The 23,607-nt window shown below is 72.0% G+C and carries 22 protein-coding genes; 14 read left to right on the top strand and 8 right to left on the bottom strand.

Going from position 1 to position 23,607, the window contains the following annotated elements; all coding sequences use genetic code 11:
- Nucleotides 1-11: 11 nt before the first annotated feature.
- On the top strand, nucleotides 12-1,550 hold the full coding sequence (gene hutH, locus ACZ5CW_RS08480; RefSeq protein WP_468599529.1) for a histidine ammonia-lyase: 1,539 nt from the start codon (nucleotides 12-14) through the stop codon (nucleotides 1,548-1,550).
- Between the two features lie 62 nt (nucleotides 1,551-1,612).
- Here hutH and ACZ5CW_RS08475 read toward each other — a convergent pair whose 3' ends face one another.
- Nucleotides 1,613-2,401 carry a hypothetical protein gene (locus ACZ5CW_RS08475; protein WP_468599505.1) on the bottom strand — a complete coding sequence of 263 codons (789 nt, stop codon included), beginning with the start codon at nucleotides 2,399-2,401 and terminating at the stop codon, nucleotides 1,613-1,615.
- A gap of 41 nt (nucleotides 2,402-2,442) precedes the next feature.
- Entirely contained in the window at nucleotides 2,443-2,790 is a 348-nt protein-coding gene (locus tag ACZ5CW_RS08470) for an LAETG motif-containing sortase-dependent surface protein (protein WP_468599504.1), read from the bottom strand.
- Between the two features lie 110 nt (nucleotides 2,791-2,900).
- On the opposite strand from ACZ5CW_RS08470, the gene ACZ5CW_RS08465 reads away from it, so the two are divergent.
- The 5 genes from ACZ5CW_RS08465 to ACZ5CW_RS08445 all read left to right on the top strand — a co-directional run bounded on the left by ACZ5CW_RS08465 (nucleotide 2,901) and on the right by ACZ5CW_RS08445 (nucleotide 10,673).
- Nucleotides 2,901-3,245 (top strand): hypothetical protein, encoded by a 345-nt coding sequence (locus ACZ5CW_RS08465; protein WP_468599503.1) that lies wholly within the window; start codon nucleotides 2,901-2,903, stop codon nucleotides 3,243-3,245.
- Between the two features lie 203 nt (nucleotides 3,246-3,448).
- A complete protein-coding gene (locus tag ACZ5CW_RS08460) occupies nucleotides 3,449-4,711 on the top strand; it encodes a L,D-transpeptidase (RefSeq protein ID WP_468599502.1) in 1,263 nt (420 codons plus the stop codon).
- Between the two features lie 151 nt (nucleotides 4,712-4,862).
- A complete protein-coding gene (locus ACZ5CW_RS08455; protein ID WP_468599501.1) occupies nucleotides 4,863-6,326 on the top strand; it encodes an ABC transporter permease in 1,464 nt (487 codons plus the stop codon).
- A gap of 121 nt (nucleotides 6,327-6,447) precedes the next feature.
- Nucleotides 6,448-7,131, top strand: a complete 684-nt coding sequence (locus ACZ5CW_RS08450; RefSeq protein ID WP_468599500.1) for an ABC transporter ATP-binding protein — start codon at nucleotides 6,448-6,450, stop codon at nucleotides 7,129-7,131.
- Between the two features lie 302 nt (nucleotides 7,132-7,433).
- Complete coding sequence (locus tag ACZ5CW_RS08445; protein ID WP_468599499.1) at nucleotides 7,434-10,673, top strand: S8 family peptidase; 3,240 nt, start codon at nucleotides 7,434-7,436, stop codon at nucleotides 10,671-10,673.
- Between the two features lie 66 nt (nucleotides 10,674-10,739).
- Here the strand turns inward: ACZ5CW_RS08445 and ACZ5CW_RS08440 are convergent, their stop codons facing one another.
- Nucleotides 10,740-11,648, bottom strand: coding sequence for a helix-turn-helix domain-containing protein (locus ACZ5CW_RS08440; RefSeq protein WP_468599498.1), 909 nt, complete (start codon nucleotides 11,646-11,648; stop codon nucleotides 10,740-10,742).
- Between the two features lie 170 nt (nucleotides 11,649-11,818).
- On the opposite strand from ACZ5CW_RS08440, the gene ACZ5CW_RS08435 reads away from it, so the two are divergent.
- On the top strand, nucleotides 11,819-12,862 hold the full coding sequence (locus ACZ5CW_RS08435; RefSeq protein ID WP_468599497.1) for an NAD(P)-dependent alcohol dehydrogenase: 1,044 nt from the start codon (nucleotides 11,819-11,821) through the stop codon (nucleotides 12,860-12,862).
- Nucleotides 12,863-12,969: 107 nt separating this feature from the next.
- Here the strand turns inward: ACZ5CW_RS08435 and ACZ5CW_RS08430 are convergent, their stop codons facing one another.
- Together ACZ5CW_RS08430 and ACZ5CW_RS08425 are read right to left on the bottom strand one after the other, a co-directional pair.
- On the bottom strand, nucleotides 12,970-13,710 hold the full coding sequence (locus tag ACZ5CW_RS08430; protein ID WP_468599496.1) for a type 1 glutamine amidotransferase family protein: 741 nt from the start codon (nucleotides 13,708-13,710) through the stop codon (nucleotides 12,970-12,972).
- A gap of 100 nt (nucleotides 13,711-13,810) precedes the next feature.
- A complete protein-coding gene (locus tag ACZ5CW_RS08425) occupies nucleotides 13,811-15,223 on the bottom strand; it encodes an MFS transporter (RefSeq protein ID WP_468599495.1) in 1,413 nt (470 codons plus the stop codon).
- A 126-nt stretch (nucleotides 15,224-15,349) separates the two neighbouring features.
- On the opposite strand from ACZ5CW_RS08425, the gene ACZ5CW_RS08420 reads away from it, so the two are divergent.
- Nucleotides 15,350-15,895 carry a winged helix-turn-helix transcriptional regulator gene (locus ACZ5CW_RS08420; protein WP_468599494.1) on the top strand — a complete coding sequence of 182 codons (546 nt, stop codon included), beginning with the start codon at nucleotides 15,350-15,352 and terminating at the stop codon, nucleotides 15,893-15,895.
- Here the strand turns inward: ACZ5CW_RS08420 and ACZ5CW_RS08415 are convergent, their stop codons facing one another.
- Nucleotides 15,896-16,762 carry a serine hydrolase domain-containing protein gene (locus ACZ5CW_RS08415; RefSeq protein ID WP_468599493.1) on the bottom strand — a complete coding sequence of 289 codons (867 nt, stop codon included), beginning with the start codon at nucleotides 16,760-16,762 and terminating at the stop codon, nucleotides 15,896-15,898.
- Nucleotides 16,763-16,886: 124 nt separating this feature from the next.
- Between ACZ5CW_RS08415 and ACZ5CW_RS08410 the strand changes: the two genes are divergently transcribed.
- The 3 genes from ACZ5CW_RS08410 (at nucleotide 16,887) to ACZ5CW_RS08400 (ending at nucleotide 18,998) form a co-directional block, all read left to right on the top strand.
- Nucleotides 16,887-17,198 (top strand): DUF6412 domain-containing protein, encoded by a 312-nt coding sequence (locus ACZ5CW_RS08410; protein ID WP_468599492.1) that lies wholly within the window; start codon nucleotides 16,887-16,889, stop codon nucleotides 17,196-17,198.
- Between the two features lie 97 nt (nucleotides 17,199-17,295).
- On the top strand, nucleotides 17,296-18,012 hold the full coding sequence (locus ACZ5CW_RS08405) for a YidC/Oxa1 family membrane protein insertase (protein ID WP_468599491.1): 717 nt from the start codon (nucleotides 17,296-17,298) through the stop codon (nucleotides 18,010-18,012).
- Between the two features lie 128 nt (nucleotides 18,013-18,140).
- Nucleotides 18,141-18,998: a fumarylacetoacetate hydrolase family protein gene (locus ACZ5CW_RS08400; protein WP_468599490.1), complete on the top strand. Its 858-nt coding sequence runs from the start codon at nucleotides 18,141-18,143 to the stop codon at nucleotides 18,996-18,998.
- 93 nt (nucleotides 18,999-19,091) lie between these two features.
- Here the strand turns inward: ACZ5CW_RS08400 and ACZ5CW_RS08395 are convergent, their stop codons facing one another.
- Both ACZ5CW_RS08395 and ACZ5CW_RS08390 read right to left on the bottom strand, forming a co-directional pair.
- Complete coding sequence (locus tag ACZ5CW_RS08395; protein WP_468599489.1) at nucleotides 19,092-19,592, bottom strand: heme-degrading domain-containing protein; 501 nt, start codon at nucleotides 19,590-19,592, stop codon at nucleotides 19,092-19,094.
- Nucleotides 19,592-20,665, bottom strand: a complete 1,074-nt coding sequence (locus tag ACZ5CW_RS08390) for a Gfo/Idh/MocA family protein (RefSeq protein WP_468599488.1) — start codon at nucleotides 20,663-20,665, stop codon at nucleotides 19,592-19,594. Before ACZ5CW_RS08390 ends, ACZ5CW_RS08395 begins: the two co-directional genes overlap by 1 nt.
- 48 nt (nucleotides 20,666-20,713) lie before the next feature.
- Here ACZ5CW_RS08390 and ACZ5CW_RS08385 point away from each other — a divergent pair, with 48 nt between their 5' ends.
- The 3 genes from ACZ5CW_RS08385 (at nucleotide 20,714) to ACZ5CW_RS08375 (ending at nucleotide 23,607) form a co-directional block, all read left to right on the top strand.
- On the top strand, nucleotides 20,714-21,892 hold the full coding sequence (locus tag ACZ5CW_RS08385; protein WP_468599487.1) for an ROK family transcriptional regulator: 1,179 nt from the start codon (nucleotides 20,714-20,716) through the stop codon (nucleotides 21,890-21,892).
- Nucleotides 21,893-22,271: 379 nt separating this feature from the next.
- Nucleotides 22,272-22,628 carry a hypothetical protein gene (locus ACZ5CW_RS08380; protein ID WP_468599486.1) on the top strand — a complete coding sequence of 119 codons (357 nt, stop codon included), beginning with the start codon at nucleotides 22,272-22,274 and terminating at the stop codon, nucleotides 22,626-22,628.
- 85 nt (nucleotides 22,629-22,713) lie between these two features.
- On the top strand, nucleotides 22,714-23,607 hold the full coding sequence (locus ACZ5CW_RS08375) for a hypothetical protein (protein ID WP_468599485.1): 894 nt from the start codon (nucleotides 22,714-22,716) through the stop codon (nucleotides 23,605-23,607).

The following is a 23,607-nucleotide window of genomic DNA, read 5'->3' as shown; positions in this document are numbered from 1 at the left end:
TGAATATGGATATGCACACTGTGGTGGTGGGGACGTCCGGTGTCACGGCGTCCGACGTTCTCGCCGTGGCGCGCGGCGGTGCCCGCATCGAGCTGTCGGCACAGGCGGTGGCGGCCCTCGCGGCGGCCCGGGAGATCGTGGACGCGCTGGCGGCCAAGCCGGACCCGGTCTACGGCGTCTCCACCGGCTTCGGAGCCCTGGCGACCCGGCACATCAGCCAGGAGCTGCGCGCCCAGCTGCAGCGCAACATCGTCCGCTCGCACGCCGCCGGCATGGGCCCGCGGGTCGAGCGCGAGGTCGTACGGGCCCTGATGTTCCTGCGTCTGAAGACCGTCTGCTCCGGACACACCGGCGTGCGGCCCGAGGTCGCGCAGACCATGGCCGACGTGCTGAACGCCGGGATCACCCCGGTCGTGCACGAGTACGGCTCCCTCGGCTGCTCCGGCGACCTCGCCCCGTTGTCCCACTGCGCCCTCACCCTCATGGGCGAGGGGGACGCCGAGGGACCCGACGGTGTCGTCCGGCCCGCCGGCGAGCTGCTCGCCGAGCACGGCATCCAGCCCGTCGAGCTGCGCGAGAAGGAGGGCCTGGCCCTCCTCAACGGCACCGACGGCATGCTCGGCATGCTGGTCATGGCCCTCGCCGACCTCGACACCCTCTACAAGTCCGCCGACATCACCGCCGCCCTCAGCCTGGAGGCGCTGCTCGGCACGGACAAGGTGCTGGCCCCGGAGCTGCACGCCATCCGCCCCCACCCGGGCCAGGGCGCCTCCGCCGCCAACATGCTCGCCGTGCTCAAGGGCTCCCAGCTCACCGGGCACCACCAGGACGACGCGCCCCGCGTCCAGGACGCCTACTCGGTGCGCTGTGCCCCGCAGGTCGCCGGTGCCGGCCGGGACACCATGGCGCACGCCCGCCTCGTCGCCGAGCGGGAGCTGGCCTCCGCCGTCGACAACCCCGTCGTGCTGCCCGACGGCCGCGTCGAGTCCAACGGCAACTTCCACGGCGCTCCCGTGGCCTACGTCCTGGACTTCCTCGCCATCGCCGCCGCCGACCTCGGCTCCATCGCCGAGCGCCGCACCGACCGGCTGCTGGACAAGAACCGCAGCCACGGCCTGCCGCCGTTCCTCGCCGACGACGCCGGCGTCGACTCCGGCCTGATGATCGCCCAGTACACGCAGGCCGCGCTGGTCAGCGAGATGAAGCGGCTCGCCGTACCGGCCTCCGCGGACTCCATCCCGTCCTCCGCGATGCAGGAGGACCATGTGTCCATGGGCTGGTCGGCCGCGCGCAAGCTGCGCACCGCCGTGGACAACCTCACCCGGATCATCGCCGTCGAGCTGTACGCCGCCACCCGCGGCATCGAGCTGCGCGAGGGCCTGACCCCGGCGCCCGCCTCGCAGGCCGTGATCGAGGCCGTGCGCGCCGCCGGTGTGCAGGGCCCCGGACCGGACCGGTTCCTGGCGCCCGACCTGGCCGCCGCCGACGCGTTCGTGCGCGGCGGCCACCTCGTGGCCGCCGTCGAGCCGGTGACCGGTCCGCTGCAGTAGGACGGTGAAGCGAGAAGGGGCCCCGCCGACGGCGGGGCCCCTTTCCGCTTTCCGCCGCTACGTCACTTCAGCTTGGCCGACTGCGCCTTGACGACCTCGGGCGACACCGCGTAGGTCTTGCCGGCCAGCATCGAGCCCATGTTCACGGTCTGGTACGACGCCAGCGTGTTCCCGTGCCGGACGACCTCGGCGTAGACGGGTGCCGTGTCCCCGTCGTCCATGTCCATGATCGCCGTGAGCGCCACCGACTCGTCCCCGGTGCCGGCGGACTTGCCCGCGGTGACCTTGGTGAACTTCACCGTGGTTCCCGCCTGCTTGCCGTTGAAGCCGCCCGCGCAGCCCTTCACCGCGTCCGAGAGCGCCTTGAGGGCCTTCGTGGCGCCGTCCCCCTCGTACGAGGACAGGTCGACCGTGGTGATGTCCCGGTCCATGGCCTTGTTCACCGAGGCCTCGAAGTCACCGCTCTCCAGGTCCTCCAGGGACGTCGGCTTGGCCGTGGGCCCCTTCGCCTGGTTCTGCGTGGCCAGGCGGTCGGTCCGCGCCGCCCCCGCGACCGGCGCGAGCCCGGACATGACCCGGGCGACCGGTTCGCACGTCCCGCTGTCGGTCGTGATCGGCTTGGCACGGCTCGCCGGCACGGCCCCGACCTTGTACCCAGGCACCTCGCCCTCGGCGACGATCAGCTTCTTCAACTCGGCGGCGCTCAGCACCTTCGCGGCCGGCTTCCCGTCCGCGCCCTTGCCGTCCCCGGAGTCCTTCGACCCCTCGTCGGAACAGCCCGTGACAAGGGCGAGCGACAGCGCGCTCACAGCTGCGGTGGCGCACAGCCGCACGCCCGATGATCTCTTCATGCGCGCACTATGTGTGCGCAGTCAAGGATTCGTCAAGAAAATTAAAAGCCCAGGCGTTCGCGGCGCACCGAATACACCACGAACCCGGCGCCCACGGCGAGGAAGAGGGTCCCGCCCACCACGTACGGCGTGGTGTCGGGGCTTCCGGTGTCGGCGAGTTCGGTGCCCTCCGCCGTCTCCCGCGCGCTCTCGGCGGTCGCCGCGGTCGCCGCGGACACCGCCCTGGCCTGCTGGGTGACGTGGGTCATGGAGTACGCCGTGACGGACTTCGCCGCCGTCTCTCTCGCCGGGGGGTCCTGCGACGCGTTCGCGGACGGGACGAACCACAGCGCGCAGAGCAGGGTGCCCGCGGCGGTGGCGGTCAGCAGCGGACGGCGAACGGATGACACGGAATATCGATCCCCCTTGTGACGCTGGCGAATTGGCCGTGTGGGGAGATGTTAGTGAAAGTCGCGGGTCACAGGAAAGTCACGGGAGGTTTCAGTCGTACGCTCCCGCCATGAGCGCTGAAGAGACATCACGTTTTGTGCGGCTTCGGGTGGAGCTGGTCCTGGAAGTGGAGGACGCGGACGAGGTGACCAAGGCGGCGCTGCGCCGGCTCGCCGCCGATGCGGAGCTGCCGCAGGAGGAGCGGAGCCAGACCGAAGGGGCTGTGACGGAAGACACCGCGGAGGCCCTCGCCTATCTCGTGGACCCGTTCGACCTGGTCAGCGAGGTGCCCGGGGTGGAACTCCAGCAGGCGTCCTGGTCCAGCGAGCGGATCACCTACGACCCTGATTCGCCCGACTGGGATCTGGACGAGGATGATGGGCAGGGCGACGACGAAGAGGACGGCATCGGCTGAGCGTCCCGGGGCACCCATGACCCCGGACGGCAACCGCCGTCCGGGGTTTCGTCGTCTCAGGGGGCGCACGGACGACTTTCGCACCACCCGTCTCGGGCGGACGTGGTGCGCCTAACACATGCGAACCATGTGGAAAGGGGTGGGACGTCCGTAGCGTGGACGGTTCGCCACGGGGGCTCTCGGGGTTTGGTATTTCGGCAACGATGGAGAAGCGTGTGATGACGGACAGTAAGCGGCGCAAGGGCCTGACGGTCGCGTCCGCACTGCTCGGTAGCGTGCTCGTGCTCACGGGCTGTTCCGGCGGCGGTGACGCGAAGGCGGCCGACGGCGGTGACACCTCGCAGGCCAAGGCCGACGAGGCGGCTGCGAAGAAGTCGTCCGAGGCGCAGATCACGATCACCCCCAAGGACGGATCCAACAACGCCTCCATCAACAACTCGGCCGCCGTCAAGGTCGCCAAGGGCACCCTGACCAACGTGTCCATGACGACCGCTGACGGCAAGGCCGTGACCGGCACGCTGTCCGCCGACAAGACCACCTGGAAGCCCGGCGTCCAGCTGCAGCGGTCCACCGCCTACAAGCTCTCCGCGGAGGCCAAGGACTCCGAGGGCCGGATCGCCCACGAGAACGCCTCCTTCACCACGGTCTCGCCGGCCAACAGCTTCATAGGCAACTTCACGCCCGACAACGGCACCACCGTCGGCGTGGGCATGCCCGTCTCGATCAACTTCGACAAGGCGATCACCAACAAGGCCGCCGTGCAGAAGGGCATCACGGTCACCTCCAGCAGCGGTCAGGAGGTCGTGGGCCACTGGTTCAACGCCAACCGCATCGACTTCCGGCCCGAGACGTACTGGAAGGCGAACTCCACCGTCACGCTGAAGCTGGCGCTCGACGGTGTCGAGGGTGCGAGCGGCGTCTACGGCGTGCAGCAGAAGACGGTCACCTTCCACATCGGCCGCAACCAGATCTCCTACGTCGACGCGCAGACCAAGCAGATGAAGGTCACGCAGGACGGCAAGGTCGTGAAGACCATCCCGATCTCCGCCGGTTCGCCGGAGAACAAGACGTACGCGGGCATCATGGTGATGTCCGAGAAGTTCCAGCAGACGCGCATGAACGGCGCGACCGTGGGCTTCACCGACGACGACGGCAAGGGCGAGTACGACATCAAGGACGTGCCGCACGCCATCCGCCTCACCGGCTCCGGCACCTTCCTGCACGGCAACTACTGGGGCGCGAAGTCCATCTTCGGCAACGTGAACACCAGCCACGGCTGCGTGGGCCTGTCCGACACCAAGGGCGCGAAGGACCCGAACACCCCGGCCGCGTGGGTGTACGACCACTCCCTCATCGGTGACGTGGTGGTCCTCCAGCACACCGGTGACAAGACCGTCTCCCCGGACAACGGCCTGAACGGCTGGAACATGGACTGGGCGCAGTGGAAGGCCGGTTCGGCGGTCTGACGCCGCTTCCCCACAGCATTGCCGATGCCGCCTCCCTGCCGGGGGCGGCATCGGCGTTCTCCGAGGCGCCGCCGGACCAGGCCACCGGCTTCTCATGCTTCTCTTATGTCGGCCTTATGGTGTCATCACGGTCCGTCCCTAGCTTGCGGCCATGTTCTTCACCTACCTGAGGCGCGAACTGCGCCGCCGCAGAAAGGCGGCCCTCGTCGTCGCCTCCGGGCTCGCGCTGGGCATCGCGCTGGTCATCGTGGTCAACTCCGTGTCCAACGGCATGGGGAAGGCCCAGGACAAGGTCCTGCAGTCGCTGTACGGCCTGGGTACGGACATGACGGTCACCAAGGCGGCCACAGCGACCGCCGGCGGCTCGCAGCGTCCGCGGTTCCAGTTCGACGCGCGGGGCGACGACGACTCCGAGCAGAGCAGCGACCGGGTCGTGGTGCAGGGCTTCACCACCCTGGCCTCCTCGACGGTCACCGAGGTCGCCGGCCAGAAGGGCGTGTCGACCGCGGTGGGCGGCCTGAGCCTGAACGTCGTCAAGGTCAGCGGCCAGTTCACCCGCGGCCAGTTCCAGCAGAACGGCAGCGGCGGCAGCAGGCAGGGCGGCCCCGGGGGCGGGGGCACCGGCCAGCCGCAGGGCGAAGTGCGGGGCGGCGGCGCCGACTTCGACATCAACCAGTACTCGGTCTTCGGCACCGACGTCACCAAGACCGCGCTCGGCCCGCTGACCTCCTCGAAGATCAGCAGCGGACGCACCTTCAAGACCACCGAGACGAACGCAGCGGTGGCCGTGGCCGACTCGGCGTACGCCAAGGAGAAGAAGTACGAGGTCGGCTCCACCGTCACCGTCAAGGGCACCAAGTTCAAGGTGATCGGCATCGCCACCGCCACCAGCGGTGACTCGGCGGCCGACCTGTACATCCCGCTGAAGCGGGCGCAGACCCTCGCCGGTGAGAAGAACAAGGTCACCACGATCTACGTCAAGGCGACCGACTCCCAGCAGATCGACACCGTCAAGAGCGCCATCCAGAAGAACGTCTCCGGTACGACGGTCACCACCTCCTCCGACCTCGCCAAGACGGTCTCCGGTTCCCTGTCCACCGCCTCCTCCCTCGCCACCAAGGTCGGCACCTGGCTCTCCCTGGCCGTGCTGGTGGCCGCGTTCCTGGTCGCGGGGCTGCTCACCTCCTCGGCGGTCTCCCGCCGGGTCCGCGAGTTCGGCACCCTGAAGGCGCTGGGCTGGAAGTCGGGCCGGGTGACCCGGCAGGTGGTCGGCGAGGCCGTCGTCAACGGCCTGGTCGGCGGCGCCCTCGGCATCGCGCTCGGCCTGGCGGGCGCCTACGCCGTCACCGCCGTCAGCCCCACCCTGCAGGCAGAGCTGGGCGCGAGCACGGGCGGCGGCTTCGGCGGCGGCCCCGGTGGCGGTGACGGTGGCTTCGGCGGCCCCGGCCGCCGGACGGCGAAGACCCTGGAGGTGGCCCTCACGGCACCGGTGAGCGTGACGACGATCGCCCTGGCCGTGGGTCTGGCGGTGGCCGGCGGCCTCATCGCGGGAGCGTTCGGCGGCTGGCGGGCCTCCCGGCTCCGTCCCGCGGACGCGCTGAGGCGGGTGGAGTAGCCCGGCCGGCCGGCGAGGCCGGCGGGGTCCGGCTCGGGGGCGGGGGAACCGCGCGACCAGCCCCCGCGAACCCGCAGCGAACAACGACGCGCACCACCCCGAAACGCTCCCAGGAGCCCCCATGTACGAACTGAAGAACGTCACCAAGCGCTACACCAGAGGCAAGGAGACGGTCCACGCCCTCGACGGGATCGACCTCACCATCGGCGACGGCGACAGACTGGTCATCCAGGGCCCCACCGGCGGCGGGAAGTCCACCCTGCTCCAGATGCTCGGCGGCCTCGACCGCCCCACTTCCGGCGACGTGGTCCTGGACGGCATCGACCTGGCCAAGCTCTCCGAGGCCCGCCTGACGAAGGTCCGCAGCGAGAACATCGGTTTCGTCTTCCAGTCCTTCAACCTCATCCCGACCCTCACCGCCCAGGAGAACGTGGAGACGGCCCTCGTCCCCCTCGGCGTCAAGGTGAAGGAACGCCGTGAACTCGCCGCGGAGGCGCTGGAGTCCGTCGGCCTCGGCGAGCGCCTGGCCCACCTCCCGTCGGAGATGTCCGGCGGTCAGCAGCAACGTGTCGCCATCGCCCGGGCCCTGGTGAAGCGGCCCAAGGTGCTGCTCGCCGACGAGCCGACCGGCAACCTCGACGAGAGCATGCGGGACGAGATCATGGACGTGCTCGAACGGCTGTGGAAGGAGCACGGGCTGACCTTCGTGATGGTCACCCATGACTCCGCCATCGCGAAGAAGGCCCCGCGGCTGGCCACCCTCCGCAAGGGACGGATCACGGTGAAGGAGAACGCGGGCGCCTGACGGCGTATAACACCGTTCGGTCCAGGGGGACTTCGCGGTTCTGTAACGGTGTCCGGGCTGCCGCGTAACAGTTTCCTGACGCGCTTTCTCACGGCCCTCTCATCTATTGAGCCGTCTGATCACCCCCCGGCATACTTCGTGTTCCGGGGGGTTGACGTGCATGTGTACGAGGCTGCCCCCGGCCGGGTGAACGGGGAATTCGCCCGGTACTCCATCTCCAGGGGGAGAACTTGCGCAGACAAGTGAAAAGAGCTGCTGCGGCCAGTGTGGCAACGGCCGCAGCCGTCGCCCTCGCAGCGGGAATGACCAGCCCGGCGTCGGCGAAACCCGCACACGCCACGGCCGCTGCCTCCGCGCTCACCGCCAAGCACCACGTCACGCTCATCACCGGTGACCGGGTCACCCTCGACGCCAGGGGCCGGGTCGTCGGCCTGCAGCGGGCCAAGGGGCGCGAGCACATACCCTTCCAGGTCCGCAAGACCGACGGACACACGCTGGTCATCCCCGCCGACGCGGCCCACCTGGTCGCCTCCGGCACGCTGGACCAGCGCCTGTTCGACATCACCGAGCTGAACAAGGCCGCCACCCGCAAGGCCCAGAAGGGCGGCCTGAAGGTCATCGTCGGCTACAGCGGCTCCGCCGCGTCCGCGAAGGCCGACGTCCGGGACGCCGGCCATCTGCGCCGCAGCCTGAAGGCGCTCAACGCCGACGCCGTGCAGACCCCGGTCAAGGACACCGCCGAGCTGTGGGACGCGGTCACCAACGGCAACAGGACCGCCGCCGGTATCGCGCACGTCTGGCTCGACGGGGTCCGCAAGGCCTCCCTCGACAAGTCCGTGCCGCAGATCGGCGCCCCCACCGCGTGGAAGGCCGGCTACACCGGCAAGGGCGTGAAGGTCGCCGTCCTCGACACGGGTGTGGACGCCACCCACCCGGACCTCAAGGACCAGGTGATCGAGGCCAAGAACTTCACGGCCGCCGCCGACGCCACCGACCACTTCGGTCACGGCACGCACGTCGCCTCCATCGTGGCGGGCACCGGCGCCAAGTCGGGCGGCAAGTACAAGGGTGTCGCCCCCGACGCCCGCATCCTCAACGGCAAGGTCCTGGACGACACCGGCTCCGGTGACGACTCCGGCATCCTCGCCGGCATGGAGTGGGCGGCCGCGCAGGGCGCCTCCGTCATCAACCTGAGCCTCGGCGGCTACGACACGCCCGAGGTCGACCCGCTCGAGGCCGAGGTCAACAAGCTCTCCGCCGAGAAGGGCGTCCTGTTCGCGATCGCCGCGGGCAACGAGGGCCCCCAGTCGATCGGTTCGCCGGGCAGCGCGGACGCCGCGCTCACCGTCGGTGCCGTCGACAAGAAGGACAAGCTGGCGGACTTCTCCTCCACCGGTCCGCGCGTCGGCGACGGCGCCATCAAGCCGGACGTCACCGCGCCCGGCGTGGACATCACCGCCGCCGCGGCCAAGGGCAGCGTCATCGACCAGGAGGTCGGCGAGAAGCCCGAGGGCTACCTGACCATCTCCGGCACCTCGATGGCCACCCCGCATGTCGCGGGCGCCGCCGCGATCCTGAAGCAGGAGCACCCCGACTGGGGCTCCGCCGAGCTGAAGGGCGCCCTGACCGGTTCCACCAAGGGCGGCAAGTACACGCCGTTCCAGCAGGGTTCGGGCCGGATCCAGGTCGACAAGGCCATCAAGCAGTCGATCGTCGCCGAGCCGGTGTCGGTGAGCTTCGGGGTGCAGCAGTGGCCGCACACCGACGACAAGCCGGTCACCAAGAAGCTGACGTACCGCAACCTCGGTGACAAGGACGTCACGCTCACCCTGGCGAGCACCGCCACCAACCCCAAGGGCGCCGCGGCCCCGTCGGGCTTCTTCAAGCTCGCCGCGACCAAGGTGACCGTGCCGGCGCACGGCAAGGCCTCGGTGAACTTCACCGTGAACACCAAGCTCGGCGGCAGCGTCGACGGCGCCTACTCCGCGTACGTGACGGCGACGGGCGGCGGCCAGACGGTCCGCACGGCCGCCGCGGTCCAGCGCGAGGTGGAGTCCTACGACGTCACGCTGAAGTTCATCGGCCGTGACGGCAAGCCGGCCACGTACTACGACGCCGACCTCAGCGGCGTGGCGGGCCTGGCGAACGGCGTCTGGCTGAACCCGTACGACAAGTCCGGCACGGTGAAGGTGCGCGCGCCCAAGGGCACGTACATCCTCAACACCGCCACCTACGTGGACCCCACGGACGGCACCAAGGGCATCGACTGGATCGCCCAGCCGAAGCTGACGATCGCCAAGAAGCAGACGGTGACGATCGACGCGCGCAAGGCCAAGCCGGTGGACATCACCGTCCCGGCCTCGGGCGTGACACCCGCGTTCGCCTCGCCGGAGTACAGCGTCACCATCGGTGACGGTCAGTACGGCTACGGCTGGTTCCTGGACTCGTACAAGAACTTCCGCACCGCCCACCTGGGCCCGGCGCTGCCCGCCGGGACGCTGTACCAGCAGTGGGACGGTCACTGGACCAAGGGCGCCGCGGAGGAGTACGACGTCACCTCGGGCGGCTCGGTCAAGCAGCTCGCCACCGGCTACACCAAGCACTACAAGGCGAGCGACCTGGCCACGGTCAAGGTCCGGCTCGGTGCCGCCGCGAGCGGCAAGACCGGCTCGGTCAGCGCCGTCGGCTGGCTGCCCGACAGCACCGGCGCCTCCTCCATCGGCGTCAACCAGAAGCTGCCCGGCACCCGCACCCTGCACCTGTCCGCCAAGGGCGGTGTGACCTGGGGGCTGGAGTTCGAGCAGAACGGCGGGGTCGATGAGGACGGCTTCCCGGTCTCCGAGGCCGGCTACGAACTGGGCCAGTTCTCCTTCAAGGCCGGCCAGACCTACACCAAGACGGTCAACACCGCGGTCTTCGGCCCGCACGTCTCCAAGGACTTCGGCCTCTTCCGGGACGGCAACGAGATCTTCGGTTCGCTGCCGCTGTTCGCCGACTCGGCCAAGCACGCCGGATCCTCGGTGTTCACCTCGGTGAACACGACCCTGTACCGCAACGGCACCAAGGTCGGTTCCAACGACGACCCGCTGTTCGGCCAGAAGACCTTCAAGGTCCCGGCCGGTGACGCGGCCTACAAGCTGACCACCTCGGTCAAGCGCTCGGCCAAGGTCGCGCAGGCCTCCTCGCGGATCGACGCCACCTGGACCTTCCGGTCGAAGAAGCCGTCGGGCGACTTCGCGCAACTCCCGGCCTCCGCCCTGCACTTCGGTGCCGCCACCGGCCTGGACAGCCGCGTCGCCGCCGACAAGAAGGTCACCTTCCCGGTCACCGTCGAGGGTTCGGCCGCGGGCGGCAACCTGAAGTCCCTCGCCGTCTACGTCTCCTACGACGGCAGGACGTGGACGAAGACCGACGTCCGCGGCGGCAAGATCACCGTGAAGAACCCCGCGAAGGGCAAGTCCATCTCCTTCCGCGCCAAGATCGCCGACAAGAAGGGCAACACGTCGGAGATCAAGATCTACGACGCCTACTTCGGCAAGTAGGCCGTAGCACCCTTTGACGAGGGGCACACCGGAGGACAGCCTCCGGTGTGCCCCTCGTCGCGTGGGTCAGCGCGCTGTCGCCCGCGTGGCGTCCGCGCCCCAGCTGGCCAGCAGACGCAGGGACTCGGCGGACGGCGTGCCCGGTTCGGCGTGGTACGTCACCAGGGACTGGTCCGTGTCGTCCGTCAGGCGGAAGGACTCGAAGTTCAGGGAGAGGTCGCCCACCAGGGGATGGTGCAGGAGCTTGACGCCATGGCTCTTCTCCTTGACGTCATGGGTGGCCCACAGGCGGCGGAACTCCTCGCTCTTGACGGAGAGCTCACCCACCAGCGCCGACAGGCGCGGATCGTCCGGGTAGCAGCCCGCGTCCATGCGCAGGGCACAGACGATGTCGATCGCCTTCTGCTGCCAGTCGACGAAGAGATCGCGGTACTCGGGCCGCAGGAACACCAGGCGTGCCCAGTTGCGCTCGGCGGCCGGGAGCTGCGCCCAGTCACCGAAGAGGGCCGCCGCCATGCGGTTCCAGGCGAGGATCTCGGCGCGGCGGCCGACGATGTACGCCGGTACCCCGTCCATCGTGTCCAGCAGCCGGCACAGGGAGGAGCGGACCTGCTGCTGCCGCATCGCCGGCTTCTTCTTGTGCGACTTCGGCTTGGCCAGGTGGGTGAGGTGGGCGTGCTCGGCGTTCGTCAGCCGCAGGGCCCGGGCGATCGAGTCCAGCACCTCCGCCGAGACGTTCCGTCCGTTGCCCTGTTCCAGGCGGGTGTAGTAGGCCACCGACACCCCGGCCAGCTGCGCCAGCTCCTCGCGGCGCAGCCCCGGCACCCGGCGGTGCCGCCCGAAGTCCGGCAGACCCACGTCCTCCGGCTTCAGCCGGGCCCGCCTGCTGCGCAGGAACTCGCTCAGCTCGGCCCGCCGGTCCAGAGGCCGGCCGGGGGCGGCTGCCGCCTGCGGCTGTTCGTCCCTGCGTTCCATACGTCCAGTATTCCTGGTCGTACGCAGCGGATCCTGACCCCGCCAGTGGTACGCACGGCCGTCGTACGCAGAAGCGTGGACTGGGTGGCGGGCGGGACCGGCGGCAGGCTGGAAGACGTGCCCGGCCGGAAGGCGGCCGGGCACGAGGACCCCTGCTAGGAGACCCCGGCATGACCACTGTTGCTGCGTACGCCGCGCCCGCGCCGAAGGCCCCGCTGGAGCGGACCACCATCGAGCGGCGCGCCGTCGGCGACTTCGACGTCCTGATCGACATCAAGTTCGCCGGTATCTGCCACTCCGACATCCACCAGGCCCAGGACGGCTGGCGCCCCGGCATCTTCCCGATGGTCCCCGGCCACGAGATCGCGGGTGTCGTCTCCGAGGTCGGCCCCGGCGTGACGAAGTTCGCCGTCGGTGACCGGGTGGGTGTCGGCTGCATGGTCGACTCCTGCCGTGAGTGCGACAACTGCAAGGCCGGCCTGGAGCAGTACTGCTCCACGGGTGGCACCATCTGGACGTACAACGCCGTCGGCAAGGACGGCGAGCCCACCTACGGCGGCTACTCGGAGAAGATCGTCGTCGACGAGAACTACGTCGTCCGCGTCCCCGAGGGCCTGTCGCTGGACGAGGCCGCGCCGCTGCTCTGCGCCGGCATCACCACGTACTCCCCGCTGAGGCACTGGAACGCCGGCCCCGGCAAGAAGGTCGCCGTGGTCGGTCTCGGCGGCCTCGGCCACATGGGCGTCAAGATCGCGCACGCGCTGGGTGCGGAGGTCACCGTGCTCTCCCAGTCCCTGCGCAAGAAGGAGGACGGCCTCAAGCTCGGTGCCGATCACTACTACGCCACCGGCGACCCGCAGACCTTCGAGGAGCTGGCGGGCACCTTCGACCTCATCCTCAACACGGTCTCGGCCCCGCTGGACTTCGCCGCGTACCTGTCCCTGCTGCGCACGGACGGCACCATGGTGAACGTAGGCCTCCCCGAGGAGCCGGTGCAGATCGTCCTGCAGTCCCTGCTGGGCAACCGCCGCAGCATCAGCACCTCCGGCATCGGCGGCATCGCCGAGACCCAGGAGATGCTCGACTTCTGCGCCGAGCACGGCCTGGGCGCGGAGATCGAGCTGATCGGCGCCGAGCAGATCAACGAGGCGTACGAGCGGGTGCAGGCGAGCGATGTCCGCTACCGGTTCGTCATCGACACCGCCACGATCTGACTCCGTCGGTTCGGCCGGGGCGGGGAGCGTCGTCGGGCTGGTGGTCGTCGTCCGGCTGCGGGGCCGTTGTGGCTGGTCGCGCAGTTCCCCGCGCCCCTTCGGGGTGCTCAGTCTGCTGGGTGTGGGAGGGGGAAGGTCTCTTCGGGGCCGTGGGAGCGTACGGACACCTCTCCGTCCTTGCCGGGGCGTACTACGTGGGCACGGCCGGTTCCCGACACCCGGGCCTCGGTGTCCGTCACGTGGAGCACGGTGTTCTCGTCCACGGCGACCCCGTACGGCGCCCCGCCCCGCCCGACCACGCTGACCAGCCGCGTCAGCGTCCCCCACTGGGCCGCGTGGACGTCCACCGCGAACGGCACGAGACCGAACCCGGCCCGCACCTCGACCTCGGCCAGATCCTCGCCGGTCTCCTCCGGGCACACCGGCACCCCGTCCACCAGCCACCCGCCGACCACGGCCCGGCGCGCGGCGAGGGCGGCACCGGCGGAGAAACCGGCGTACGGCACTCCGCGCGCGGCGAGCAGTCCCGGCAGCCGGCCGAGACATCCGGCGAGGGCTTCCTGGTAGGCGGGCGTGAGCCCGCCGCACACCAGCAGCCCGTCGACCCCGGCCAGCGCGGCCTCCGGCTCGAACCGCCCGCCGAGCGGCACCGGCAAGGGCACGGGTGCGCACGGCCCCGCCGCGCTCAGCGCGGCCGCGTAGCGCTCGAACTGCGCGGCTCCGTCCCCCTCGTCGAGGACCAGGCACCCGATGCGCGGCGGCCCGTCCCCTCCGGCCGCCCGCAGGAACGGCTCGTACACCTCCGCGGTGTCCCAGCCGCCGCCGATCAGAAACACATGACCGCTCATCCCCGGTCCCTCCCCTTGTCCGTCGTGCGAGGGGCGAATGTACGGGGCGGCGGGTCGCGCCGTCGCCGGAATTATCCGGCGCGCGACCGGCCCCGGCGGCTCACCGCACCCGCTCGCGCAGCACCAGCACGCTCACCGCTCCCGCCACCGCCAGGACCGCCGACACCAGCAGGGCGAGGTTCGCGCCGCGGGCCAGGCTGCCGGAGGACGTGGCGAGGGCGATGGTCAGGGCGACGCCGGCGCAGGAACCGATGTAGCGGAAGGTCTGCTGGGCGCCCGAGCCCATCGCGGCCCGCTCCCGCGGCACCGACTCGACGGCGAGCAGCGGCAGCGCCCCGTTCAGCAGGCCGCTGCCCACTCCGCCGACGATCAGTCCCGGCAGCAGCCGGGTCCAGGAGCCGGAGCCGACGGCCCCGAGCATCGTCACCACGGCGACCGCGTGCAGGGCGAAGCCGAGGGCCAGCTGGGCGCGTGGGGAGACCCGGCCGGCCAGGTGCTTGACCTGCAGGGCCACCGCGAAGCTCAGCCCGGACCAGAGCAGGAACAGCCAGGCCGTGGCCAGGGGCGACAGCCGCATGGTCTGCTGCAGCAGGGCCGGCAGGAAGCTGAACATGCCGATCACCGCGAGGCCCGTGAACAGGCCGCCCGCCGAGGAGGCCAGGAAACGGGCGTGGCGCAGCAGGCCGAGGTCGATCATCGGGGTGCCCGCCCGGCGCTCCACCGCGACGAACACGGCGACCAGCAGCACGGCCGCCGCGAACAGCAGGCCCACCGGTGCCCGCAGCCAGCCGTCCCGGCCCAGGGTGAGGGCCGCGATCAGCGAGACCAGGGCCAGGCCGAAGGCCAGCGCGCCGAGCACGTCCGGCCGGCCGTCGCGCGGGGCGCGGGACTCCGTCAGCGCGCGGATGCCGAGCGCGGCCACGAGGAGCGCGGCGGCGCCCAGGACACCGTACGCCACCCGCCAGGTCGGCAGCGCGCCGGCGACCAGCGGGCCCACCGCGATGCCGCCGCTGACGAAGGCGCCCCACACCCCGGTGGCGTGCAGCCGGCCGCGCGGGCTCGGGAAGGCGTGCACGATCAGGCCCAGGCTGCTCGCCAGGATCGCCGCGCTCGCCGCGCCCTGGGCGACGCGGGCGAGGGTGAACTGCCAGGTCGTCGTGGTGAGGGCGCCGAGGGCGGTGGTGAGGCCCAGGGCCAGCGTGCCGGCGAGGAAGATCCGGCGGCGGCCGTAGTCGTCGGCGAGGCTGCCGGCCACCAGCAGGAGGGCGGCGAGGCCCAGCGGGGTGCCGTTGAGCAGCCAGGCCTGGGCGGAGAGCGGGGTGTGCAGCGCGGTCGCCGTGTCCGGCAGCGTGACCATCGGGGCCGTGTACGTCATCAGGGTCACGGCGGTTGCCGCGCTGGTCAGGACGAGGGTGGCCCGGGGGCGCAGGGGGGCGTCCCGGGCGGTCCGGTCTCTCGCGGCGGCGGTGGCGGAGGCGGAGGCGGACGCGGTGAGGGAGCGGAGGCCGGTCATGGCGTGGTCTGTCCTTCCGGGGCCTTCGGCTTACGGTTCGGTCATTGAACTGACCTGTCCAGGTCACCGTAACACCATCGGTTCGGTCACTGAACTCAGTAGGTGGAAGTGGTTACAGTGGAGGGCATGGCACTGGGCAAGGACTACGCGACACAGGAGTGCTCGATCGCCCGCGCGCTCGAGATCGTCGGGGAGCGCTGGACGCTGCTCGTGGTCCGGGACGCGCTGTACGGCGTCCGGCGGTACAACGACTTCCTGATCCATCTCGGCATTCCGCGCGCCGTCCTGGCCGCCCGGCTGCAGACCCTGACCGCCGAGGGCATCCTCGCCAAGCGCCGGTACCAGCAGTCGCCGCCCCGGGACGAGTACGTCCCCACCGAGCGCGGCATCGCCCTGTGGCCCACCCTGCGCGCCCTCGGCCTGTGGGGACGCGAGCACTTCGCGGAGGCCCGGCTGCGCTACTTCCGGCACCTGGAGTGCGGCACGGAACTCGGGCCGTACGGCGAATGCTCCGCCTGCGGAATCGTCGTACCCGTCGCGGACGTCCTCATGGAGCCTGGGCCCGGGCTCGATCCGGACCCGGCGGACCCGGTCAGCAGGGCACTGCTCAAGCCGAAGCGGCTGCTGGAGCCGCTGGAGCCGCTGGAGCCGCTGGAGCCGGAGTCGGCGTGATCAGCCCGGCGCCGGCCGGCGTGCAGCGTCGTCCTGGCCCGGCGGTCCGCCGCCCCGCAGGACGTCGATCCCGGTTTGGTCGGTCCGCTCCGGATCGCCGTTGAGCCGGTGGACGACCACCCACCTGCCGTCCCCCAGGGCGCCGGCGAAGAGCGAGGCGTGGCGGGTCGCGCCGTTGTGCCAGAGCAGGGGGCCGGTGGTGCGCCACGAGGGCGCGGGGTCGCCCAGCCGCCGCTCCACGACCAGCCCGACGACCAGGCCGGCGACCGCGCGCGGGGTCGCCCACAGGCCGCCCGCCGGCAGGATCGCCCCGGTCATCGTCCAGGGTCTGCGGGGCCGCCCGAAGAGCCCCGGAGCGCGCAGCCGGCGGGCCGCGTCGGGGCGCGCGGTCACCTCGTGGACGTCCAGCGGCCGCAGGACGTACTCGGTGACCAGCTCCTCGTACGGCGCGCCGGCCGCGCCCGTCAGCGCCTCGCCGAGCAGCGCGTAGCCGAGATTGGAGTACTCCTCCTCGCGTCCCGGCGGACGCACCGGCAGTCCGTCGAGCCGGCCGAGCAGCCGGTGCAGGGCGGGGCGGTCGAAGGCCGCGTACGGGTCCCGGCGTGCGGTGCCCGGCGGCAGGCGCGGCAGGCCGGAGGTGTGCTCGGCCAGGTGCCGCAGGGTGATTCCGGTGCCGGGGGCCGCGGGCAGCCAGCGCTCCACGGGGTCGTCGACCTCGAGGACGCCCGCGGCGGCCAGCCGCATGAGCACGGTGCCGGTGAGCACCTTGGTGAAGGAGCCGATCTCCACGAAGCGGTCGACCGCATGGCCGTCGCCCACCAGGGGCGCAGCCGCGTCGCTCAGGACGCAGGTCGGGACGCGGTGCACGAGGGACCTCCGGCGGGACGGACGGACGCCGGCGGAGAGCGGGTGCCGGTCATGTGTACGTTCTCGTCGGTCAGGTATAAAGGGCAAACGGATATCGGCAGTTGACGCGGAGGGAGGGGAACCGGTGATCCACGCAATCGCGTGTTCCCGCCGTCTCGCGCCCCTGCTGCTCCTGCTGCTGCCGGTCTTCCTGCTGGACACCGGCACCCTCTTCACGACCGTGGCGCTCGCCGCGACCTCCGCGGCCGGGGCCGCGCTCGTCGCCTGCGCCCTGCTGGCCGCGCGCTCCGCGCCCGCCGTGCAGCCCACCCGGGTGCGTACGGCCCTGCGCGACCGGGCCCGGCGTACCGCCTTCCTGCCGCAGCGTGACCCCGACGCATCCGGCCGGCGACGGCCCAGGGCACCCGGAACGGCCCTCCCGGCGACCGCCGCGTAGGGCACGTCTGCGCGCACACCCCACGTGACCCCGCGCGGGTCGTCATGCCGATCTCTTCTTCGCTTCCGGCACGACGAGACCCCCGGAGGGCTCACCCATGTCCGTCTTCTCTGCCTTCGCCCACCTGGTCGGGCAACTCGCCGACCTGCTGACCCCGCTCTTCCACGACTCCGCGACCGCCGCCGCGATCGTCCTGTTCACCGCCCTCGTGCGGCTCCTCGTCCACCCCCTGTCCCGCGCCGCCGCCCGCGGCGCGCGGGCCCGTGCCGCGCTCCAGCCGAGGATCGCCGAGCTGCGCGCGCGGCACGCCGGGGACTCCGAGCGGCTGCGGCAGGCGGTGCTGGAGCTGCACGCCGAGGAGAAGGTGTCCCCGCTGTCCGGCTGTCTGCCCGGACTGCTCCAGCTGCCCGCCTTCTTCCTCCTCTACCACCTGTTCTCCGGCGGTGGCGCGAGCGACGGACTGCTCGCCCACCGGCTGTTCGCCGCACCGCTCGGCGGCCGGTGGGCGGACGCGCTCGGCGACGGCGGGGTGTTCGGGCCGGCCGGGCTCGTCTACCTCGGCCTCTTCGTCCTCGTCGCGGCCGTCGCCACCTTCGGTTACCGCCTGACGAAGCGGACGATGGCGAAGAACCCGGTCGCGGCCGGCACGCCCGACGGGGAGCAGCTGCCCGGGCTCGGCGCGGTGAACCGGGTCATGCCGTTCCTCTCCTTCTTCACGCTCGTCACCGTCGCCGTCGTACCGCTCGCGGCGGCGCTGTACATCGTCACCAGCACGACGTGGAGCGCGCTGGAACGGGCCGCCCTGTACCGGTAGGGGCGGCGGTTACGGTCCAGTACGTGAACAGGGTCTTGCGGACTGGACCGCGGGATTGGAGGATCAGCCAGTCCTCCGATGGCTGCACCCATCGGTCGGGCGTCCCGCGATCGAGGGAGATGGTGACCATGAAGCTGCTGCGAGTCGGCACGGCGGGCGCGGAGCGGCCGGCGCTGCTCGACGCCGAGGGGACCCTGCGTGACCTGTCCGGCCTCGTGGCCGACGTCGACGGCGCGCTCCTCGCCGACGACGTGGCGCTCGGCCGGCTCCGGGCGGCCGCCGAGGCCGGCGAGCTGCCGGCCCTGGACGCGGCGGGGCTGCGGATCGGGCCCCCGGTCGGCCGCATCGGGAAGATCGTGTGCATCGGGCTCAACTACCACGACCACGCCCGCGAGACGGGAGCCGAGCCGCCGCCCGAGCCGGTCGTCTTCTTCAAGGCGCCGGACACGGTCGTCGGGCCGAACGACACCGTGCTGGTGCCGCGCGGCTCGGTGAAGACCGACTGGGAGGTCGAACTCGCCGTCGTCATCGGGCGTACGGCCCGCTATCTGGAGTCGGCCGAGGAAGGGCTCGCGCATGTCGCCGGGTACGCCGTCGCGCACGACGTCTCCGAGCGGGAGTTCCAGATCGAGCGGGGCGGGACCTGGGACAAGGGCAAGAACTGCGAGACGTTCAACCCGCTGGGACCGTGGCTGGTGACGGCCGACGAGGTACCCGACCCGCAGGCACTCTCCCTGAAGCTGTGGGTCAACGGGGAGCTGAAGCAGGACGGCACGACGGCCGAGCAGATCTTCCCGGTGGGGGAGGTGGTCCGGTACGTCAGCCGGTTCATGACGCTCTACCCCGGGGACGTCATCAACACGGGGACGCCGGCGGGGGTGGCGATGGGGCGGCCCGAGCCGAAGCCGTACCTGCGCAGCGGTGACGTGGTGGAGCTGGAGATCGCCGGGCTCGGTCGGCAGCGGCAGGAACTGAAGGACGCGTAGACGCTCCGCCGGGGGCGCCGGGGAACCGCGGTCGCCCGTCGGCCGCGGCGCCGCCGCGGCCGGTCGCGCGGTTCCCCGAGCGCTTTTCGTCGGCTACGCCTCCAGGAACTGCTCCAGGGCCTCGACCACGAAGCGGTGGTCCTGGAGCTGGGGCAGGCCCGAGACCGTCACCGCGCCGATGATTCCGGCGTTCTCGACGCTGATCGGGAACGAGCCGCCGTGGGCCGCGTAGGTGTCGGGGTCGAGGCGGGAGGAGTCCTCGAACGTCGTGCCCTTGGCGCGGAAACGGGCGCCGACCAGGTAGGAGGAGGCGCCGTAGCGCTCCACCACCCGGCGCTTGCGGGCGATCCAGGCGTCGTTGTCCGGGGTCGAGCCCGGCAGGGCCGCGTGGAAGAGCTGCTGGCCCGCGCGGTGGATGTCGATGGCGACCGGCGCCTGGCGCTCCCGGGCCAGCTCCACCAGCAGCGAGCCGAGGGCCCACGCGTCGTCGTGGGTGAACCGCCGGAAGACCAGCCGGCGTTCCTGCGCCTCCAGCTCCTCCACGCTCGGCGTGATCTCCGGGGCGGACTTCGGGGTGATCTGCGGGTGGGGCATCAGAGGGTCACCGTCACCTTGTCCCGGGCCGACGTGCGGGCCGCTTCCAGTACATCGAGGGCGGCGGCCGCCTCCAGCGCGGTCACCGGGTTGGGGCCGGCGCCGGTCAGGGCGGCGGCGACGGCCGCGTAGTAGGCGGGGTAGTCGCCCGGCAGGGTCGGTACGGGGGTGCCGCCGCCGCTCACCGGGGACTCGCCGGAGCCGATACGGCCCCACAGGACCTCGTCCTCCTCGCCCCAGTCGGGGGTGGTGCCCGGGCGGCCGCCCTCGCGCAGGGCCGCCTCCTGCGGGTCCAGGCCGTACTTCACATAGCCCGCGCGCGAGCCCAGCACCCGGAACCGCGGGCCGAGCTGGGCGGTCGTCGCGGAGACGTAGAGGTGGGAGCGGACACCGCCTGCGTGGGTGAGCGCGATGAAGGTGTCGTCGTCCGTCTCGGCGCCGGGGCGGCGGACGTCCGTCTCGGCGTACACCTCGGTGACCGGGCCGAAGAGGACCAGGGCCTGGTCGACGACGTGGCTGCCGAGGTCGTAGAGCAGACCTCCGATCTCTGCCGGGTCGCCGGACTCGCGCCAGCCGCCCTTGGGCTGGGGGCGCCAGCGTTCGAAGCGGGACTCGAAGCGCCAGGCGTCGCCGAGCGCACCGTCCGCGAGGAGCCGGCGAAGGGTCAGGAAGTCGTTGTCCCAGCGGCGGTTCTGGAAGACCGACAGGAGCAGGCCGCGCTCGTCGGCGAGGGCGGCGAGGTCGCGGGCCTCGGCGGCGGTGCCGGCGACCGGCTTGTCCACGACCACCGGCAGGCCCGCCTTGAGGGCGGCCGTGGCCAGCGGCACGTGCGTCTTGTTCGGGGAGGCGATCACCACGAGGTCCAGCTCGTCCGCGCGCTCGAACAGTTCCTCGGGGCCGGCGGCGAGCGTCACGTCCGGGAACTCGGCGCGGGCCTGCTGCTGCCGGTCGGGATGGGAGGTGACCACGGTGTCCAGGGCGAGGCCCTCGGTGGCGGCGATCAGCGGGGCGTGGAAGACGGAGCCGGCGAGGCCGTAGCCGATCAGGCCGACGCGGAGGGGGGTAGCACTCATGCGTCCTACTTTCGCAACGCTGTTGCCAAAGTGCAAGCGGAGGGGAGAATGGGTGGCGTGAACAGGACGAGGAGCGGCGGGCCGACGGGTGCGAATCTGGGTGTGGTGCGCAGCCACAACACCGCGTTGGTGCTGGGGCTGCTGCGTGGCGCCGGGGGGGAGGGCATCAGCCGCCTCGAACTGGCCGAGCGCACCGGGCTGACCCCGCAGGCCGTCAGCAAGATCACCGCGCGGCTGCGGGAGGCGGGCCTGGCGGCGGAGGCCGGGCGGCGGGCGTCCACCGGGGGCAAGCCCCGGACCGTGCTGCGGCTGGTGCCGGAGGCGGGGCACGCGGTGGGGGTGCACCTGGACCGGGACGAGCTGCGGGCGGTCCTCGTCGACCTGGACGGCGCGGTGGTGGGGGAGCGGCGCGGGGAACTGGACCTGGGCGCGGGAGCGGAGGCCGTGCTCGGGGTGGTGGCGGAGGCGGTCGAGGGCCTGGTGCGGGACGGCCTGGGCCCGGCGGCCGGCGCCCCTGCCGAGGCCGGCGGCCTGGGCGGTGGCCGGTCGCTGCTGGGAGTGGGAGTCGCCCTGCCCGGTCCGCTGGATCATGCGCGGGGCGTGTTGCACCGGGTCACCGGGTTTCCCGAGTGGGACGGTTTTCCGCTGCGGGACGCGCTCGCGGAGCGGCTGGGGGTTCCGGTCGTGGTGGACAAGGACACGAACGCCGCCGCTCTCGGGCTCTCGGTCGCGGGTGAGGAGGGGGAGGGCGGGTCCTTCGCGTATCTGCACCTCGGTACGGGGCTGGGGGCCGGGCTGGTGATCGGCGGAAGTGTGCACCGGGGGACGCGGACCGGGGCCGGGGAGTTCGGGCACCAGGTTCTCCAGCTGGACGGTCCGGCGTGCGAGTGCGGGAACCGGGGATGCGTGGAGGTGTTGTGCCTGGGGGCCGCGGAGCGGGGTGAGGCGGGCGAGGCCGCGCGGGTGCTGGGGGTGGCGGCCGGGAACCTGGTGGGGCTGCTGGACATCGATCTGGTGCTGCTCGGCGGGCGGACGATCGCCGCGGCACCGGAGACGTACGTGAACGGGGTCGCCGGGATCCTCGCCGCGCGGGCCCGCCGGGAGGGTCTGCACGGCGGAACGGTCCCGGTGCGGGTGGCCCCCGGCGGGGAGCGAGCCGTGGCGGAGGGCGCCGCCCAACTTCTCCTGGCCCCCCTCTTCGGCCACCCGGAACCCACTCCCACCTGACCCGGCACCGCGGGGACCCGCGCACGGCGCGCCCCGCAGGGGCGCGGGGAACTGCGCGCCCAGCCCACTCGGGCCCCGCACCCGGCTACGGCCCGCGTTCGCACGGCGCGTCCCGCAGGGGCGCGGGGAACTGCGCGATCAGCCCAAATGGGTCCCGCACCTGTCCACAACCCCCGCCCAAACGGATCCCGCACCCGCCCAACAGCTCGAACGCTCGAGCCGCCATACCCCCGCCCGCTCCCAAGCCCGCCCGCTCCCAAGTCCACCCGCGCGCACGTCGTACGAGGAGAAGGGCTGGGTACCCGGCACCTCCCGACCGCCCGCCTCACCACGAGCAACCAACTGTCACCCCCCGTCATCGCAGCAAGGGAGGTACGCGATGCACTCGCTCACGAGGGGAACAGCCGCAGGCCTGCTGGGAGCCGCCGTGCTGTGCCTCTGGGTCCCGTCCCAGGCGTACGCCGGCCCGTCGGCCGCCCCGGAACCGGACAGGTACTGCGGAACGGACCAGGCCTCAGGGCTCGCCGTATGGGCCGGCCGGCCCGCGTCCTGTGCCACCGCCCTGCGGGTGGCCGGCGCCTACACCAGGGCCGCGTCCGGCACCGCGGACCCGCCCGCCACGGTGCGCGTCGACGGCGCCACCTGGAAGTGCCGGGAGCGTCAGGGTGATCCGAACCCCTACCAGGAGTGCGTCAACTCCGGCGACAGCACCCGTCGGGTCGTCCTCTCGTCCTGACCCGGCCCGTTCGGCCGATCGAGCGGACTTCCCGCCGCGCACGGAGCGGCGGCCTCCGCTCCCCCCTCCGGCCCGGCATGGTCATGTGTTCATGCGACTGTGTTCCTCCCTGTCCCTCTGCCTGGCCGCAGCCGCCGTCATCGGTCCCGTGTCGTCGCCCGCCGCCCACGCGGACGCGAACTCCTCCTGCGCGGAGGAATCCGGCGACCACCGCTTCCCGCTGGCCACCCGCATCCACGGCGGCCCCGGCTCCTACGAGGCGGGCGGCGGCTTCGGCACCTGGTACATCGACCTGACGAACACCACACGCGGCGTCTGCGCCGACATCCACCCGGTCGTGGTCCTCGTCGACGACAAGCGCACCCTGAAGCCGGACCAGCCGAAGCTGGAGTTCTACGACGGACCCCGCACCCGCCCGGTGACGTTCGAGAGCACCGACGAGCAGGAACTGGTCGGCGTGCTGGACGGGGCCGGGTTCGACGGGTTCACCGTGCCGCCCGGCGGGACCGTCAGCGTCAAGGTCAGACTCGCCCTCACCTCCGACGCCGTACCCGACCAGGTCACGGCCAACGCCGCCGTGGTCCAGCGCAGGGGCCAGGACGGGGACTGGGTCGGGGAGTCCAACGCCTACCGGTTCGGGATCGACGAGGACGGACCGGACACGCGGGAGACGCCGGGCGCGCGGGAGTCGCCGGGAGCGGGGGAGACGCCCGGCCCGGAGGGGACGCCCGGCCCGGACGGCACACAGGACGCCGACGGGACCCCGACCACCCCGCCCGGCAGTCCGCCGGCCACGCCCGGCACCGCCACCCCCGATCCCTCCCCGACCTTCGCCCAGGAGGCGCGGGACGACGGGGAACGGGCCCGCGAGCTGGCGCGTACCGGCCCCGGACCGGACCGCGCCCTGCTCGCGGCCGCCGCCGGCCTGCTCGCGGTCGGTGGCGGGGGCGCGTTCCTGCTGGTGCGCAGGCGCCGCTGA

The sequence above is a fragment of the Streptomyces sp. NPDC031379 genome (genome assembly GCF_055569615.1).
This window is presented reverse-complemented; position numbering and strand designations above follow the sequence as displayed.

Bases quoted from the DNA above. Each gene is read 5' to 3' on its own strand.
- hutH (WP_468599529.1), top strand. From the start codon at position 12: ATGCACACTGTGGTGGTGGGGACGTCCGGTGTCACGGCGTCCGACGTT.
- ACZ5CW_RS08475 (WP_468599505.1), bottom strand. From the start codon at position 2,401: ATGAAGAGATCATCGGGCGTGCGGCTGTGCGCCACCGCAGCTGTGAGC.
- ACZ5CW_RS08465 (WP_468599503.1), top strand. From the start codon at position 2,901: ATGAGCGCTGAAGAGACATCACGTTTTGTGCGGCTTCGGGTGGAGCTG.
- ACZ5CW_RS08460 (WP_468599502.1), top strand. From the start codon at position 3,449: ATGGAGAAGCGTGTGATGACGGACAGTAAGCGGCGCAAGGGCCTGACG.
- ACZ5CW_RS08455 (WP_468599501.1), top strand. From the start codon at position 4,863: ATGTTCTTCACCTACCTGAGGCGCGAACTGCGCCGCCGCAGAAAGGCG.
- ACZ5CW_RS08450 (WP_468599500.1), top strand. From the start codon at position 6,448: ATGTACGAACTGAAGAACGTCACCAAGCGCTACACCAGAGGCAAGGAG.
- ACZ5CW_RS08445 (WP_468599499.1), top strand. From the start codon at position 7,434: ATGACCAGCCCGGCGTCGGCGAAACCCGCACACGCCACGGCCGCTGCC.
- ACZ5CW_RS08440 (WP_468599498.1), bottom strand. From the start codon at position 11,648: ATGGAACGCAGGGACGAACAGCCGCAGGCGGCAGCCGCCCCCGGCCGG.
- ACZ5CW_RS08435 (WP_468599497.1), top strand. From the start codon at position 11,819: ATGACCACTGTTGCTGCGTACGCCGCGCCCGCGCCGAAGGCCCCGCTG.
- ACZ5CW_RS08430 (WP_468599496.1), bottom strand. From the start codon at position 13,710: ATGAGCGGTCATGTGTTTCTGATCGGCGGCGGCTGGGACACCGCGGAG.
- ACZ5CW_RS08425 (WP_468599495.1), bottom strand. From the start codon at position 15,223: ATGACCGGCCTCCGCTCCCTCACCGCGTCCGCCTCCGCCTCCGCCACC.
- ACZ5CW_RS08420 (WP_468599494.1), top strand. From the start codon at position 15,350: ATGGCACTGGGCAAGGACTACGCGACACAGGAGTGCTCGATCGCCCGC.
- ACZ5CW_RS08405 (WP_468599491.1), top strand. From the start codon at position 17,296: ATGTCCGTCTTCTCTGCCTTCGCCCACCTGGTCGGGCAACTCGCCGAC.
- ACZ5CW_RS08400 (WP_468599490.1), top strand. From the start codon at position 18,141: ATGAAGCTGCTGCGAGTCGGCACGGCGGGCGCGGAGCGGCCGGCGCTG.
- ACZ5CW_RS08395 (WP_468599489.1), bottom strand. From the start codon at position 19,592: ATGCCCCACCCGCAGATCACCCCGAAGTCCGCCCCGGAGATCACGCCG.
- ACZ5CW_RS08390 (WP_468599488.1), bottom strand. From the start codon at position 20,665: ATGAGTGCTACCCCCCTCCGCGTCGGCCTGATCGGCTACGGCCTCGCC.
- ACZ5CW_RS08385 (WP_468599487.1), top strand. From the start codon at position 20,714: ATGGGTGGCGTGAACAGGACGAGGAGCGGCGGGCCGACGGGTGCGAAT.
- ACZ5CW_RS08380 (WP_468599486.1), top strand. From the start codon at position 22,272: ATGCACTCGCTCACGAGGGGAACAGCCGCAGGCCTGCTGGGAGCCGCC.